Source organism: Streptomyces sp. NPDC058653 (genome assembly GCF_042716895.1).
Lineage (GTDB): Bacteria > Actinomycetota > Actinomycetes > Streptomycetales > Streptomycetaceae > Streptomyces.
In genome coordinates, this window is sequence record NZ_JBHXRM010000022.1 from 43137 (window position 1) to 57386 (window position 14250).

The window sequence follows — 14250 nt, forward strand, 5'->3', positions numbered from 1 at the left end:
AGCCGCCGAGCCCCCGTGGGAGAGGGTTTTCCTCACCTACGGGGGCTCACCGCGCGTCGGCACCCAGGTGCGAGACAATGAAAGTATGGAAATGCCGAGGAACGAACGGTCGCAGGAGAGCAACCCCCATGTCCTCGTGGTGGGACAGGACGGAATGGCGCTCGGCGGCGGACACGACGACGACGAGCCGCGCGAGATCCCGGTGACGGAGATGGTCGAGCAGCCGGCGAAGGTCATGCGTATCGGCAGCATGATCAAGCAGCTGCTCGAAGAAGTGCGCGCCGCTCCTCTGGACGAGGCGAGCAGGGTACGGCTGAAGGAGATCCACGCCGGTTCGGTCAAGGAGCTGGAGGACGGACTCGCGCCCGAGCTCGTCGACGAGCTGGAACGGCTGTCCCTCCCCTTCACCGACGAGGCCATCCCGTCGGAGGCCGAACTGCGCATCGCGCAGGCCCAGTTGGTCGGCTGGCTGGAAGGCCTTTTCCACGGGATCCAGACCGCGCTGTTCGCCCAGCAGATGGCGGCACGGGCGCAGCTGGAGCAGATGCGCCGGGCGCTGCCGCCGGGCGCGTCGCAGGACGGCGAGGACGGGGAGGACCCGGGCGCGCACGGCGCGATCCGGTCGGGGCCGTATCTCTGACGCTCCGGGTCGGAGGCTCCGTCCCGAGGCCTCTGTCTTGGTCCCGAGGCCCCTGTCTTGTGTGTCCGGTGTTCGGTCGGTCTCCGAGGAGTCTCGGAGACCGACCCAGGAGCGCTGTCCCGTTTACGGGCGCAGCAGCAGGATCTTGCCCACGTGGTCGCCCGACTCCAGCGCGCGATGCGCCTCGGACGCCTCCGACAACGGGAACGTCCGGTCCACGATGGGCCGCACCTGCCCGGCGCCGATCAGCGGCCAGACGTGCTCCCGTACGGCGGCGACTATCGACGCCTTCTCGCCGAGCGGACGCCCGCGCAGCGACGTCGCCGTGACGGCGGCGCGCTTGCCCAGGAGGGCGCCCAGATTGAGCTCACCCTTCACCCCGCCCTGGAGACCGATGACCGCGAGGCGGCCGTTGATGGCCAGGGCCTTCACATTGCGGTCGAGATACTTCGCGCCCACGATGTCGAGGATGACGTCCGCGCCGGCGCCGTCCGTGGCCTTCTTCAGCTCGTCGACGAAGTCCTGCTGCCGGTAGTCGATCAGGATGTCCGCGCCCAACTCGGCGCAGCGCGCCAGCTTCTCGGGCCCGCCCGCCGTGACGGCGACGCGCGCGCCGACCGACTTCGCGAGCTGTATCGCCATCGTGCCGATGCCGCTCGCCCCGCCGTGCGCCAACAGCGTCTCGCCGGGCCGCAGATGGGCGATCATGAAGACGTTCGACCAGACGGTGGCGGTGACTTCGGGAAGCCCGGCGGCCGTCGCCAGGTCCACGCCGTCGGGCAGGGGAAAGAGCTGGCCCACGGGGACGGCGACCTTCTCGGCGTAACCGCCGCCCGTCAGCAGGGCGCACACCTCGTCGCCGACCGACCAGCCCGAGCCCTCCGTGCCGGGGCCCAGCGCGCTGATGCGGCCGGAGCACTCCAGACCGGGGTAGGGGGACGAGCCGGGCGGCGGATCGTAGAAGCCCTGGCGTTGCAGCAGATCGGCGCGGTTGACCGCGCTCGCGACGACATCGACGAGGACTTCGCCCTCCAGGAGTACGGGATCGGGCACTTCGGCCCAGACGAGCGCCTCGGGGCCACCGGGTTCCGGAATCGTGATCGCATACATGGTCGGGAGGCTACCCCCCGGTTCTCTCCGCAGTACCGCTCCGGTCGAGGGCTCTGCGCGGGGCCCGCGATCGGGCCCGGGCCGGGGCTCGTTGGGCCCCCGGCCGGATTCGCGGGGGTCCCGGCTCGGGGTCTCCGGGCGTCGAAGTCGGCGCCGGCGCCGGCTGCTTGGGCTTCGGTTTGGGTTTCGGCTTCGGCGCCGGCTGCTCGGGCTTCGGTTTGGGTTTCGGCTTCGGCTTCGGCGCCGCCGGTCAGTCCGACTTGCTCTGTTCCGGATTGGGATCCGCGCGCACGATCGTGATCAGCCGGTCGGTGAGCTGGAGCGGGCTGGCCGACGGGTCGTCGTACCCCAGGAGCCGGTGCCCACGCAGCACGCTGACCACCAGATCGTCCGTCTCCCTCACGTTCCGCCCCACCTCGGCCTTTATCACCGGGCGTTCGATGAGATCGAGGCCGCTGCCCTGCTGGATCAGATCCTCCATCACCGTGCCCGCGACGGGGCTGAGCACGGAGAGGCCGAGCAGCCGGCCCGCCGCGCTGGCGCTGGTGATCACGGCGTCCGCGCCGGACTGGCGCAGCAGCGGAGCGTTCTCCTCCTCACGTACGGCGGCGACGATCTTCGCCCCACGGTTGAGCTGACGCGCGGTCAGCGCCACGAGCACCGCCGTGTCGTCCCGCTGAGTGGCGATCACCACCTGCCGCGCACGCTGGAGTTCGGCCCGCAGGAGTACGTCGCTGCGCGTCGCGTCGCCGATGACGCCCACGAAGCCGTCCGCGTTGGCCGCCTCGATCACCTTCGCGCTGGGGTCGACGATGACGATCTGGTCCTTCTTGAGCCCGGTGGCGCAGAGGGTCTGCATCGCCGACCGGCCCTTGGTGCCGAAGCCGACGATGACGGTGTGGTCACGCAAGTTGGACCTCCAGCGGTTCTGCCGCCACTCCTCCCGGGTGCGCTCGGTGAGGACCTCAAGAGTGGTACCGACCAGGATGATCAGAAAGAGCACACGCAGCGGTGTGACCAGTACGACGTTGATGAGCCGGGCCGCGTCGCTGTACGGGACGATATCGCCGTAACCCGTGGTCGAGAGGGTGACGGTGGCGTAGTAGACGGCATCGAGGAAGTCGACCGAGTCGTCGGAGTTGTCGTGGTAGCCGGTGCGGTCGATCCAGACGATGAAGACGGTGGTCGCCAGCACCCCCAGCGCCATCAACAGCCGCTTGCTGACCTGCCGCAACGGCCGGTCGACGATCCGGCGCGGCAGCTTCACCCGGCTGGTGACCAGGTGTTCGTCGGCGTGACGCGCCATGGCGTCGTGGCCGGGAAGTTTCACGTGAAACACCCGTCATCGATCGAGGCGGTGGCATCGGCCCAGGCGGCCCAGGGCAGGTCGAGGACTTCCAGCTCGTCGCCCGGACGCGCGCCGCCCGGCGGGACGACCGCGAGCCCGTCGGCGACGGCGATCCCGCGCAGCATGGCGGGACCGTTGTAGCGCAGCGGCACGAGCCGGTCGTCGCGGTGGACGAAGGGAACGAGACGGGTGTCGTGAGGATGGCCGTGCACCTCGTCCCGTACGGGAGCGTGGTACGGCGGCGGCTGCTCCCGCCCGCCGAGTGCCCGCAGCAGCGGCTCGGCCAGCGTCAGCAGGCCCGATACGGCCGCGAGGGGGTTGCCCGGCAGACCGACGAGGTGGCGGCCGGAGGGGAGTCTGGCCAGCAGCATGGGGTGGCCGGGGCGTACGGCGACGCCGTCCACGAGCAGTTCGGCACCCGCCCTGGCGAGGACGGGGTGGACGTGGTCGACGGGGCCGCCGGCCGTACCGCCGGTGGTGAGGACCAGATCGGCCTCCGACTCGGTGACCGCCCGGTACAGGGCGCCCGCGTCGTCGGCGACCCGCCGGGTGTCGACGACCTCGGCGCCGAGCGCGCGCAGCCAGGGCGCGAGCATGGGGCCGAGCGCGTCGCGGATGAGACCGTCGTGGGGCAGCCCCCGCACGAGCAGTTCGTCGCCGAGGACGAGGACGTCGACGGTCGGGCGGCGGGCGGTGAGCAGTTCGTCGTAACCGGCGGCGGCGGCCAGGCCGAGCACCGCCGGGGTCACCACGGCGCCGGCGGGCAGGAGTTGGTCGCCGGAGCGGCACTCCTGGGCGCGCGGGCGGATGTCCTGGCCGTGGACCACCTCGCGATCGGCGTGGAGATGGCCGGTGCTGTCCGTGCGGGCGTGCTCGCTGCGGATGACAGCGGTGGCGTCGGGCGGGACACGGGCTCCGGTGGCGATCCGTACGGCCGCGCCGTCGGGGAGCGGGGTGACGGCGGCGTGTCCGGCGAGGATGCCGTCGGTCGGGGCGGTGCCCGACGCGGCTTCGCCGGACTCCACCTGGCGCAGGGACCAGGGGCCGGGTCCGGAGACCGCCCAGCCGTCCATGGCGGAGGTGTCGAAGGACGGCAGGTCGGTGAGGGCGGTCAGAGGCTCGGCGAGGACGTGGCCCAGGGCCTGTTCGAGAGGGACCCGGCGCGTGCGGGAGGAGGCGGTGGGGTCTTCTCCGGGTATGGCCGGCCCGGGGGTGGTGGTTCGGGAGGCGGTGGGGGACGGGGTGGCGGGTGCGGGGCCCGGGGTGGCGGGCGCCGGGGGGGCCGTCGCCGCCGAGCGGCCGGAGCAGGCCGCGGTCGCGCGGGCCTCCGCCCACGGCGATGCGCCGTGCCTGCCGCCGGCCGTCCTGGACGGCGCGGAGCTGTGGTCGGGGTCGCGGCCCGGCGCGGCACTCGGCTCTTCGCCCGGTCCCGCCTCCGGCTGCCTGGCGAACAGCGCGAGGACGTCCTCGACGCCGTCGACCTCGCGGTCCTGAGCCGTCATCCGGCTTCGGCCCCCTCGGCCTTGCCGTCACCCTCGGCCTTGCCGCTCCCGTCCTTGCCGCCACCCTCGTCCTTGGCGCCCGCTGCCGTCGCGTCCGTCTCGTCGGCCCAGCGCAGGGCGAGCGCCGTGGCCTTCCGCGACGCCTCGGCCACCGCCTCGGGACCTCCGCCGCCGGCGGCCGCACGGCCCGCCGCGTACCCGACCAGGAAGGTCGTCAGCGGCGCCGCCGGCCGGGCCACCCCGTGCGCGGCGTCGCGGGCGAGATCGAGCAAGTCCTTGATGTCGACGTCGAGTTCGAGGCCGAGCTCGTCCTTGACTGCGGTAATCCATTCATCCAGCACGGTTCCATGCTCCCTGATGCGTGCCCGCGCCGCGGAGATGTCTTCCCAGGTGTCGCAGTCGAAGGATGCGAGCGGGTCGGCATCCGCGGCGAGCCGGGCGAGGTCGAGTTCATGCGTCAGCAGTCGGAGCGGCAGCCCGGCGAGGCTGCCGTACTCGGTGGCGAGAAGCGCGATCTCACGGCGCAGAGGTTCGGTGCGGTACGCCGCGACCAGCGGCTGGTCGCGCCCGTCCGCGTCGGTGAGCAGCGCGCCTTCGCGTTCGGCGTCCGCCGCGAGCACGTCCAGGAGGCGGTGTGTCGTCTCCCTTGTCAGGAAGGGCAGATCGGCAGAGAGCACGAGCACCGTGTCCGCCTCGACCTGCCGTACGCCCGCGCCGAGCGCGGCGACCGGGCCGCCGCCGGGCGGCTCCTCGCGCGCCCAGCGCACCGGCCTCACCGTGGGCCGCCGGCCGCCCACCACGACGGTCCGTCCGGCGTCGCCGCAGGCGCCGAGCACCCGGTCGAGCAGGGCCCGGCCGCCGACGCTGACGGCGGGCTTGTCGATTCCGCCGAGCCGCTTCGCGGAACCTCCGGCGAGCACGATGGCGTCATGGGCGGTCGTGGTCATGGCTGAAGTATGGTCCGCGATCGGGTGTCCGACGCATGTGTGCCGAACCGTGATGTACGACCGTGATGTTGGACTGCGAGGTAGGGCCGTGATGCCGGACTGGCCCGGACCGTGATCGTGGTCCCGGTGCCGGGCCCGCCCTACAACGTGCGCAGGAGCACCGCCGGTTGTTCCACACAGTCCGCCACGTACCGGAGGAAGCCGCCCGCCGTGCCGCCGTCGCACACCCGGTGGTCGAAGGTGAGGGAGAGCTGGACGACCTGGCGTACGGCCAACTCGCCCTGGTGCACCCACGGTTTGGCGACGATGCGGCCGACGCCGAGCATGGCGGCCTCGGGGTGGTTGATGATCGGCGTGGAGCCGTCGACGCCGAAGACGCCGTAGTTGTTCAGCGTGAACGTGCCGCCCGTCAGATCTCCCGGGGTCAGCGTCCCGGACCTGCCGGCCTCCGTGAGCCGCGCGAACTCCGCGCTCAGGGACTCCGCCGAACGGTTCTGCGCGTCCCGTACGACGGGGACGACCAGGCCCCGGTCGGTCTGCGCGGCGAAGCCGAGGTGGATGTCGCGCAGTCGGACGATCTCCCGGGCCTCGGTGTCCACCGTGGAGTTGAGCTCCGGGAAGCGCGCGAGCGCGGCCGTGCAGATCCGTGCCAGCAGCGCGATGAGCGAGATCTTCGGGCCGCCGGCCGCGTTGGCGGCGGTCCTGGCGGTCATCAGTTCCGTCGCGTCCGCTTCGACCCAGCAGGTCGCCTCGGGGATCTCGCGCCGGCTGCGGCTGAGCTTGTCGGCGACCGCGCCGCGTACACCGCGCAGCGGTACGCGCTCAGTGACCGCCCCGGCCGGGGGGGCGGACGAGGGCGAGGCGGGGGTCGCGGCGTCGGTCCGGGTCTCTGTCCGGGCCTGGGTCTGTGCCTGTGCCTGGGTCTGTGAGGCGTGCTCGATGCGCTCGATGGCCTGCTCGACGTCGCACCGCAGGATCAGCCCGTCCCGGCCGGATCCCGTCAGTGTCCGGAGGTCGAGCCCGTTCTGCCGGGCCAGCCGCCGCACCAGCGGCGAGATGACCGGGACGGGCCCGGACCGCTCGGGCGCGGGGGCGGGCGTCGTGGCTGAGGGTGCCGGTGCCGCTGCGGGCTCGGGTGCCGGCTCGACGAGTGCGACCGGGGCGGCCGGCGCCGGAGGCGCGGCGACCACCGTCGCGGGGCGCATGCGGCGCCGCCGGGCGGCCGGAGCCCCGGTCCCGTACCCGACCAGCACGTTCCCCGACGTCTCCGCCGGGCCGGACGAGGCGGCCCCGGCGCCCGAACCGGAACCCGAATCCGCGGCGGGACCCGCCGGGGTGGCCGGCTCCGACGCCCCCACCGCCACCGTCAGCAGCGGCGCGCCGACCGGCAGCTCGGTGCCCTCCTCGCCGTACCGCGCGGTGACCACGCCCCCGTAGGGACACGGCACCTCCACCATCGCCTTGGCCGTCTCGACCTCGACGACGGGCTGGTCGATGGCGACGACGTCGCCGACCGCCACCAGCCAGCGGACGATCTCGGCCTCGGTCAGCCCCTCGCCGAGATCCGGCAGCTTGAATTCGAGCACCTGGGCCATCAGCTGTCCGCCTCCCACTGAAGCCGCGCAACCGCGTCCAGCACCCGGTCCACACCCGGTAGATGGTGCTGTTCCAGCATCGGCGGCGGATACGGGATGTCGAATCCGGCGACCCTCAGCACGGGCGCCTCCAGATGGTGGAAGCACCGCTCACCGATCCGGGCAGCGATCTCCCCACCGGGTCCGCCGAAACCGGTGGACTCGTGGACGACCACCGCGCGTCCCGTGCGCCGTACGGAGGCGACGACCGTCTCGTCGTCGAAGGGCACCAGGGAGCGCAGGTCCACCACCTCCAGGTCCCAGCCCTCCGCGCGGGCGGCCTCCGCCGCCTCCAGACAGACGGTGAGGGAGGGGCCGTAGGTGACGAGGGTGGCGCTCAGTCCCGTACGCCGCACGACCGCCCGGCCGATCGGCTCGACCGTCGCCGGTGCCTCGGGGGACCACTGCGCCTTCGACCAGTACAGCCGCTTCGGCTCCAGGAAGACCACCGGGTCGTCGGAGGCGATGGCCGCGCGCAGCATCCCGTAGGCGTCCTCGACCGTGGCGGGGGTGACGACGTGCAGGCCCGGCGTCGCCATGTAGTACGCCTCGGAGGAGTCGCTGTGGTGCTCGACGCCGCCGATGCCGCCGCCGTACGGGATCCGGATGGTGATCGGCAGGGGCAGCGCCCCGCGCGTGCGGTTGCGCGTCTTGGCGACATGGCTGGCCAGCTGCTCGAACGCCGGGTACGCGAAGGCGTCGAACTGCATCTCCACCACGGGCCGCAGCCCGTACATCGCCATGCCGACAGCCGTACCGAGGATGCCCGCCTCGGCCAGCGGCGTATCCGTACAGCGGTCCTCGCCGAACTCGGCGGCGAGTCCGTCGGTGACCCGGAAGACACCGCCGAGCGTGCCGACGTCCTCACCGAGGACGTGCACGGTCGGGTCCTCGGCCATCGCGTCACGCATCGCGCGCTGCAACGCCTGCGCCATGGTCGCCGGCTTCGCGGGCCGGTCGGTCCTGGCCGCCCTGGGGGCCACGGTGGTCATCGCGCTCCACCCTGTCCCGCCGCGTCGCCGGCCGGCCCGGCGGACTCGTCCGACGCGTCCAGCTCGGCCCTCAGCTGGGCCGCCTGCTCGCGCAGTTGCGCCGTCTGCTCCGCGTAGACGTGCGCGAAGAGATCCATGGGGTCGAGCTCCGGCTCGGCGTTCATCCGGTCGCGCAGCCGCGCGGCCATCGCGTCGGCGTCGTCGGCCGCCTTCCTGATCCCATCCTCGTCGAGCATCCCGCGCTCCGTCAGCTCGTGCTCCAGCAGCCGGACGGGGTCGTGCGCACGCCACGCCTCGACCTCGCCGTCACCGCGGTAACGGGTCGCGTCGTCCGCGTTCGTATGAGCCTCGATGCGGTAGGTCAGGGCCTCGACCAGGGTCGGGCCGCCGCCGCTCCTGGCCCGCCGGACCGCCTCGGAGAGGACCGAGTGCACCGCCGGCGCGTCGTTGCCGTCGACCAGCCTGCCGGGCATTCCGTAGCCGACGGCCTTGTGGGCCAGCGACGGGGCCGCGGTCTGCTTGGCGAGCGGGACGGAGATGGCGAAGCCGTTGTTCTGCACGAGGAAGACGACGGGGGCCTTCCATACGGCGGCGAAGTTCAGCGCCTCGTGGAAGTCGCCCTCGCTGGTGCCTCCGTCGCCGACCAGGGCGAGCGCCACCACGTCGTCGCCCTTGAGGCGCGCGGCGTGCGCCAGCCCGACGGCGTGCGGGAGCTGCGTGGCCAGGGGCGTGGAGAGCGGGGCGATGCGGTGCTCGTGCGGGTCGTAGCCCGTGTGCCAGTCGCCGCGCAGCAGGGTGAGGACCTGGACGGGGTCGAGGCCGCGGGCCACGAGGGCGAGGGTGTCGCGGTAGCTGGGGAAGAGCCAGTCCTGCTCCTGGAGCACCAGGGCCGCGGCGACCTCGCAGGCTTCCTGGCCGGTGCTCGACGGGTAGACGGCCAGCCGGCCCTGCTTGGTGAGGGCGGTGGCCTGCGCGTTGAACCGACGGCCGCGGACCAGCTCCGCGTAGAGCCGCAGCAGCAGCTCGGGGTCGGCGTCCGCCATCGCCTCCGTACCCAGGACGCGGTACGGCTCGCGGTCGGGGAGCAGTGGGGCGGGGTCCGTGAAGGGCTGCCAGGGTGGGGGCGGGGTGGACCGGTGGACGACGGCACCCGGGGGCTCCTGGACCGTCGTGCTGCTCTTCTTCAACGCGTGCACCTCCTCATGGGAGCGGGGCATGGGCGGCGCGTGAGTGTGGCGCGCCTCACCTACCGATTGTTCGGTTGCCGCGCCATTTTGGCTACTGGCGCCTTCAGCCTGTGGACAAACGGTTCTGCACAGCCTGGGATGGGCACAAGGTGTCCAAGAGTGGAGAGGTGGGGGACATGGCGGCTGAACAAATGGCCGAGGACTGGGACCGGACCGGGCAGCAGCCGCCGCCCCGGCCGCTCGACGCGATCGACCACTCCATCCTGCGCATCCTCCAGACGGACGGCCGCGCCTCGATACGGTCCGTGGCCGAGCGCGTCCATGTCTCGCGGGCCAACGCGTACGCCCGGATCAACCGGCTGATCGAGGACCGGGTCATTCGGGGGTTCGGCGCCAGGATCAACCACGAAAGGGCAGGTCAGGGCGCCTCCGCGTACATCACGCTCAAGATCGTGCAGAACTCCTGGCGCACCGTGCGCGAACAGCTCCAGGAGTTGCCTGGTGCCACGCACATCGCCCTGGTCAGCGGCGATTTCGACGTGCTGCTGCTGGTCCACGCGCCGGACAACCGGACGCTGCGGGAGCTGGTCCTGACCCGGCTCCAGTCAATCCCGGAGGTGCTGTCCACCCGCACCCTGCTGGTCTTCGAGGAGACCGATCTCGACCAGCAGGGCCCGCCCACGCCCTGAGGCCGGGGGCGGTCACCTCCCGAAACCGGGGGCGGCTCCGGCGCCGTCCGGGTGTTACGAGGGCTCCCTACGCAGCCCGTCGAACGCCATCCGTACGACCGCCTCGGCCACCTGGTCGCTGTCGTAGCCGCCGATCGGCTGCGGCCGGTACCACTCCACCAGCGAATTGATCATGCCGAAGAGCAGCCGTGTCGCCAGCCGGATGTCCATGTCCGCGCGGAGGTCGCCGTCGGCCGCCGCCGCCTTCAGCAGGCCGGCCACCCGCTGGTCGAACTCCCGCCGCCGCTCCATGGCCCAGCGCTCGGTCCTGGTGTTGCCCCGCACCCGCAGCAGCAGCGTCACATAGGGCAGCTCCGCCATCAGGACCTCGACGGTGCGCCGCGTCACGTACTCGACCCGCTCGATGGCCCGGCCCCGCCCCGCGTCCGGCTCGTCGAGAATCCCGAAGAGCCCGTCGATGGCCCGGGTGACCGCCCGGCGCAGCAGCTCCTCCTTGCCCGCCACATGGTGGTATATCGAGGACTTGGAGATACCGGCGGCCTTCGAGAGATGCTCCATGGAGGTGCCGTCGTAGCCGCGCTCGTTGAAGACGCCGACGGCGACCGTCAGCAGTGTCTCCGGGGTGTAGGTGTCCCGCTTGGCGGTGGTCATGAGCCCGCCCCTTCCGACACGGTGCCGGTGGCCCACGTGGTCTCCGCCGCCGGGTCGGCCTCGGCCGCCGTCGCGGTCTCGGCGGCGGCGAGGCGGCGCAGCGCCTGGGAGGCCCCGTACCGGCCGGTCGGATACTCCTGGTGCAGCCGCTCCAGCAGATAGAGCGTGCGGGCCGCCCCCAGCTCCGCCCCCCAGTCGAGCGGTCCGCGCGGGTAGTTCACACCGAGCCGCATCGCGGTGTCGATGTCCTCGGCGGAGGCGACCCCGCGCGCCTCCGCGTCGAGGGCGAAGTCGACGAGCATCGCGACGGTGCGGGCCACGATCATGCCGGGGACGTCGGCGATCACGGAGACCTGCTTGCCGAGCGCCTGGAAGAGGCCGACGGCCGTACGGACGGACTCCTCGGACACCGTGGGGGACGGCGCGAGGGCCATCCGGGTCGCGGTGCGGTAGTCGAGCGCGAGATCGAAGTGGATCAGCCGCAGGTAGGAGCCGTCCGCCGGCTCGCCGTCGGTGAGGAAGAGCCGGGTGCCGCAGGGCAGTTCGAGCCAGCCGGGGTATTCGGGGTCGGCGTCGTCCTTGACTATGACCTCGATCCCGGCCTCTTCGATCAGCTCGGGCAGCGCCGCCGCCACGAACAGCTCACCCTGGAGGATGACGGACGACGGCGCCTCGGCGGGCGGCTCGGTCCGCGGTACGGGGGCGGGGGCCCCGTCCTCGTAGGAGAACCAGCCCCGGCCCGACTTGCGGCCGAGCCGGCCCGACTCGACCAGGCGCCGCTGGGCGAGGGAGGGCGTGAACCTCACGTCTTGGAAGAAGGAGTCCCAGACGGAGCGGGTGACCGCCTCGTTGACGTCCTGGCCGATGAGATCGGTCAGTTCGAAGGGACCCATCCGGAAGCCGCCGCACTCGCGCAGGACGGCGTCGATGGTCGCGGGGTCCGCGGCCCGCTCCTCGTACAGACGCAGCGCCTCGGCGTAGTAGGGGCGGGCGAGGCGGTTCACGACGAAGCCCGGGGTGTCGGCGCAGCGCACCGGGGTCTTGCCCCAGGCCGCCGCCGTCTCCCACGCGCGCGTGGCCGTGGTCTCCTCGGTCGCGTGGCCGCTGACGACCTCGACCAGCTTCAGGAGCGGCGCGGGGTTGAAGAAGTGCAGGCCGACGAAGCGGCCGGGGCGGCGCAGGGCGCCCGCGACGGCCGTGACGGAGAGGGAGGAGGTGTTGGTGGCGAGCAGGCAGTCGTCGCCGACGATCTCCTCCAGCTTCGCGAACAGCTCCTGCTTGACCGTCAGTTGCTCCAGGACGGCTTCGACGACAAGGGCCGCGTCAGCGAGTTCGGACAGGTCGGCCGCGGGCAGCAGCCTGGCCTTGGCGCTGTCGCGGGCTTCCGGGTCCAGCCGGCCCTTCTCCGTCAGCCGGTCCAGCCGGGCCGCGACGGCGCCCGCCGCCTGCTCGGCGCGGCCGGGCACGGCGTCGTAGAGGCGCACGGGGTGGCCGGCGACAAGGGCCACCTGGGCGATTCCCTGGCCCATCGTGCCGGTGCCGACCACCGCGACGACGCGGGAGCGCTCGATTGCTGTCATGACCCCGATCCTCCTGTATGAACATTCGCCGCGGTACGCGACCTCCCCAAGGAGACCGGTCTGGGGTGGTGGTCAGCCGGAACTGACCGGAACGACACCCTCCACGCGGCGGGAAAGCGCGGGTTTTCCACAGCCCCCCTTGTCCCGACCGATCGTTCGGTTACTCTAACTCTGTCCGTTGCCCATGTCCCCCTGTCGCTCATGTCCCTGTCCCGCCCAGCTCGACGAGGAGTTGGTCCTCATGGCCGCCCAGCTCAGCCCCCAGCAGCTCAACGAGAAGCACCGGCCCACGCTCGACCAGGCCCTCGACGCGATTCGCACGCGTGCCTACTGGTCGCCGCACCCCGAGCACCCGAAGGCGTACGGCGAGAGCGCGCCGGCCGAGGGCCTGGCCGCGTTCAAGGCCCTGCACGGCACGCGTATCGACCTGGACCAGCCCGGTACGGACGGCTGGACGGGCGGCGAGACCTCGCCGTACGGCCCTGAGCTCGGCGTCGAGTATCCGCACGCCGACGTCGACGTCCTGCTGCCCGCCATGCGCGCGGGCATGAGCGCCTGGCGCGCTGCGGGACCCGAGACGCGCGCCCTGGTCTGCCTGGAGATCCTGGCCAGGATCAGCGCCCGCACCCACGAGTTCGCCCACGCCGTGATGCACACCAGCGGACAGGCGTTCATGATGGCGTTCCAGGCGGGCGGGCCGCACGCGCAGGACCGCGGCCTGGAGGCCGTGGCGTACGCGTATCAGGAGCAGACCCGCACGCCCGAGGACGCGGACTGGTCCAAGCCCCAGGGCAAGCGCGACCCCCTGGAGCTGCGGAAGTCCTTCGCGGCCGCGCCGCGCGGCATCTCGCTGCTCATCGGCTGCAACACCTTCCCGACCTGGAACGGCTATCCGGGCCTGTTCGCCTCTCTGGCCACCGGCAATCCGGTCCTCGTCAAGCCGCACCCGCGCGCGGTGCTGCCCCTCGCGCTCACGGTGCGGGTGGCCCGCGAGGTCCTCGCGGAGGCGGGCTTCGACCCGAATCTGGTCGCGCTGGCCGCCGAGCGGCCCGGCGAGGGCATCGCCAAGACCCTGGCCGTCCGGCCCGAGATCAAGATCATCGACTACACCGGGTCCACCGCCTTCGGCGACTGGCTGGAGACCAACGCCCGCCAGGCGCAGGTCTACACGGAGAAGGCGGGCGTCAACACGGTCGTCGTCGACTCCACCGACGACTACAAGGGCATGCTCGCCAATCTGGCCTTCTCGCTCTCGCTCTACAGCGGCCAGATGTGCACCACCCCGCAGAATCTCCTCATCCCGCGCGACGGCATCTCCACGGACACGGGCCCGAAAGCCTTCGACGAGGTGGTCGCCGACCTGGCGGCCTCGGTGAGCGGTCTGCTGGGCGACGACGCCCGGGCCAACGGGCTGCTCGGCGCCCTGGTCAACCCCGACGTGAAGGGCAGGCTGGACGCGGCCGGGGACCTCGGTGACGTGGCGCTCGCCTCGCGTGTGATCGCGAATCCGGACTTCCCGGACGCGGTGGTCCGTACGCCGGTGATCGTCAAGTCCGACGGTTCGCGCAAGCAGTGGGACCCGGCGGCGGGGGCGAACGGCTCGGAGGCGCCCTATCTCTCGGAGTGCTTCGGCCCGGTCTCCTTCGCGGTCGCCGTGGAGTCGACCGAGGAGGCGCTGGAGCTGCTGCGCCGTACGGTCCGCGACAAGGGCGCGATGACCGTCGGGGCGTACACGACCTCGCCGGAGACGGAGCGCGCGGTCGAGGACGTCTGTCTGGAGGAGCTGGCCCAGCTGTCGCTCAATCTGACGGGCGGCGTCTATGTGAACCAGACCGCGGCCTTCTCCGACTTCCATGGCTCCGGCGGCAATCCGGCGGCGAACGCGGCGCTGAGCGACGCGGCGTTCGTGGCCAACCGCTTCCGTACGGTGGAGGTCCGCCGCCAGGCGTGAGACCGGCACCCGGGCCCGG

At 72.3% G+C, this 14250-nt stretch carries 12 protein-coding genes; 3 read left to right on the forward strand and 9 right to left on the reverse strand.

Translation table 11 applies throughout. The annotated features are described in order from the left end of the window. Window positions 1–85 precede the first annotated feature (85 nt). Entirely contained in the window at window positions 86–640 is a 555-nt protein-coding gene (locus tag ACFWU9_RS19895) for a bacterial proteasome activator family protein (RefSeq protein ID WP_384320095.1), read from the forward strand. Window positions 641–763: 123 nt separating this feature from the next. Here ACFWU9_RS19895 and ACFWU9_RS19900 read toward each other — a convergent pair whose 3' ends face one another. From ACFWU9_RS19900 to pdhA, 7 genes are all read right to left on the reverse strand, one after another. After that, entirely contained in the window at window positions 764–1750 is a 987-nt protein-coding gene (locus tag ACFWU9_RS19900; RefSeq protein WP_384320097.1) for an NAD(P)H-quinone oxidoreductase, read from the reverse strand. Window positions 1751–2000: 250 nt separating this feature from the next. Further along, entirely contained in the window at window positions 2001–3056 is a 1056-nt protein-coding gene (locus ACFWU9_RS19905) for a potassium channel family protein (RefSeq protein ID WP_384320238.1), read from the reverse strand. Between the two features lie 20 nt (window positions 3057–3076). Beyond that, window positions 3077–4600, reverse strand: a complete 1524-nt coding sequence (locus ACFWU9_RS19910; RefSeq protein ID WP_384320099.1) for a molybdopterin molybdotransferase MoeA — start codon at window positions 4598–4600, stop codon at window positions 3077–3079. Continuing rightward, on the reverse strand, window positions 4597–5547 hold the full coding sequence (locus ACFWU9_RS19915) for a DUF6457 domain-containing protein (protein WP_384320101.1): 951 nt from the start codon (window positions 5545–5547) through the stop codon (window positions 4597–4599). The genes ACFWU9_RS19910 and ACFWU9_RS19915 overlap by 4 nt, the downstream gene beginning before the upstream one ends. A gap of 140 nt (window positions 5548–5687) precedes the next feature. Continuing rightward, on the reverse strand, window positions 5688–7142 hold the full coding sequence (locus tag ACFWU9_RS19920) for a dihydrolipoamide acetyltransferase family protein (protein ID WP_384320103.1): 1455 nt from the start codon (window positions 7140–7142) through the stop codon (window positions 5688–5690). Further along, the gene (locus ACFWU9_RS19925) at window positions 7142–8173 is read right to left on the reverse strand and encodes an alpha-ketoacid dehydrogenase subunit beta (RefSeq protein WP_384320104.1); all 1032 of its coding nucleotides are present in this window, start codon (window positions 8171–8173) and stop codon (window positions 7142–7144) included. The genes ACFWU9_RS19920 and ACFWU9_RS19925 overlap by 1 nt, the downstream gene beginning before the upstream one ends. Next, entirely contained in the window at window positions 8170–9390 is a 1221-nt protein-coding gene (gene pdhA, locus ACFWU9_RS19930; RefSeq protein ID WP_384320106.1) for a pyruvate dehydrogenase (acetyl-transferring) E1 component subunit alpha, read from the reverse strand. The genes ACFWU9_RS19925 and pdhA overlap by 4 nt, the downstream gene beginning before the upstream one ends. A 161-nt stretch (window positions 9391–9551) precedes the next feature. On the opposite strand from pdhA, the gene ACFWU9_RS19935 reads away from it, so the two are divergent. Continuing rightward, window positions 9552–10049 carry an Lrp/AsnC family transcriptional regulator gene (locus tag ACFWU9_RS19935; RefSeq protein WP_384320240.1) on the forward strand — a complete coding sequence of 166 codons (498 nt, stop codon included), beginning with the start codon at window positions 9552–9554 and terminating at the stop codon, window positions 10047–10049. A 54-nt stretch (window positions 10050–10103) separates the two neighbouring features. Here the strand turns inward: ACFWU9_RS19935 and ACFWU9_RS19940 are convergent, their stop codons facing one another. Together ACFWU9_RS19940 and ACFWU9_RS19945 are read right to left on the reverse strand one after the other, a co-directional pair. Further along, window positions 10104–10700 carry a TetR/AcrR family transcriptional regulator gene (locus ACFWU9_RS19940; RefSeq protein WP_384320108.1) on the reverse strand — a complete coding sequence of 199 codons (597 nt, stop codon included), beginning with the start codon at window positions 10698–10700 and terminating at the stop codon, window positions 10104–10106. Beyond that, the gene (locus tag ACFWU9_RS19945) at window positions 10697–12280 is read right to left on the reverse strand and encodes a 3-hydroxyacyl-CoA dehydrogenase (protein WP_384320111.1); all 1584 of its coding nucleotides are present in this window, start codon (window positions 12278–12280) and stop codon (window positions 10697–10699) included. Before ACFWU9_RS19945 ends, ACFWU9_RS19940 begins: the two co-directional genes overlap by 4 nt. Window positions 12281–12521: 241 nt before the next feature. On the opposite strand from ACFWU9_RS19945, the gene paaN reads away from it, so the two are divergent. After that, entirely contained in the window at window positions 12522–14231 is a 1710-nt protein-coding gene (gene paaN / locus ACFWU9_RS19950) for a phenylacetic acid degradation protein PaaN (protein WP_384320113.1), read from the forward strand. The last annotated feature ends 19 nt before the right edge of the window (window positions 14232–14250 follow it).

What these genes read in the sequence shown, in the direction of transcription:
- ACFWU9_RS19895 (WP_384320095.1), top strand. Translation starts at nt 86, where the DNA reads ATGGAAATGCCGAGGAACGAACGGTCGCAGGAGAGCAACCCCCATGTC.
- ACFWU9_RS19900 (WP_384320097.1), bottom strand. Translation starts at nt 1,750, where the DNA reads ATGTATGCGATCACGATTCCGGAACCCGGTGGCCCCGAGGCGCTCGTC.
- ACFWU9_RS19905 (WP_384320238.1), bottom strand. Translation starts at nt 3,056, where the DNA reads ATGGCGCGTCACGCCGACGAACACCTGGTCACCAGCCGGGTGAAGCTG.
- ACFWU9_RS19910 (WP_384320099.1), bottom strand. Translation starts at nt 4,600, where the DNA reads ATGACGGCTCAGGACCGCGAGGTCGACGGCGTCGAGGACGTCCTCGCG.
- ACFWU9_RS19915 (WP_384320101.1), bottom strand. Translation starts at nt 5,547, where the DNA reads ATGACCACGACCGCCCATGACGCCATCGTGCTCGCCGGAGGTTCCGCG.
- ACFWU9_RS19920 (WP_384320103.1), bottom strand. Translation starts at nt 7,142, where the DNA reads ATGGCCCAGGTGCTCGAATTCAAGCTGCCGGATCTCGGCGAGGGGCTG.
- ACFWU9_RS19925 (WP_384320104.1), bottom strand. Translation starts at nt 8,173, where the DNA reads ATGACCACCGTGGCCCCCAGGGCGGCCAGGACCGACCGGCCCGCGAAG.
- pdhA (WP_384320106.1), bottom strand. Translation starts at nt 9,390, where the DNA reads ATGCCCCGCTCCCATGAGGAGGTGCACGCGTTGAAGAAGAGCAGCACG.
- ACFWU9_RS19935 (WP_384320240.1), top strand. Translation starts at nt 9,552, where the DNA reads ATGGCCGAGGACTGGGACCGGACCGGGCAGCAGCCGCCGCCCCGGCCG.
- ACFWU9_RS19940 (WP_384320108.1), bottom strand. Translation starts at nt 10,700, where the DNA reads ATGACCACCGCCAAGCGGGACACCTACACCCCGGAGACACTGCTGACG.
- ACFWU9_RS19945 (WP_384320111.1), bottom strand. Translation starts at nt 12,280, where the DNA reads ATGACAGCAATCGAGCGCTCCCGCGTCGTCGCGGTGGTCGGCACCGGC.
- paaN (WP_384320113.1), top strand. Translation starts at nt 12,522, where the DNA reads ATGGCCGCCCAGCTCAGCCCCCAGCAGCTCAACGAGAAGCACCGGCCC.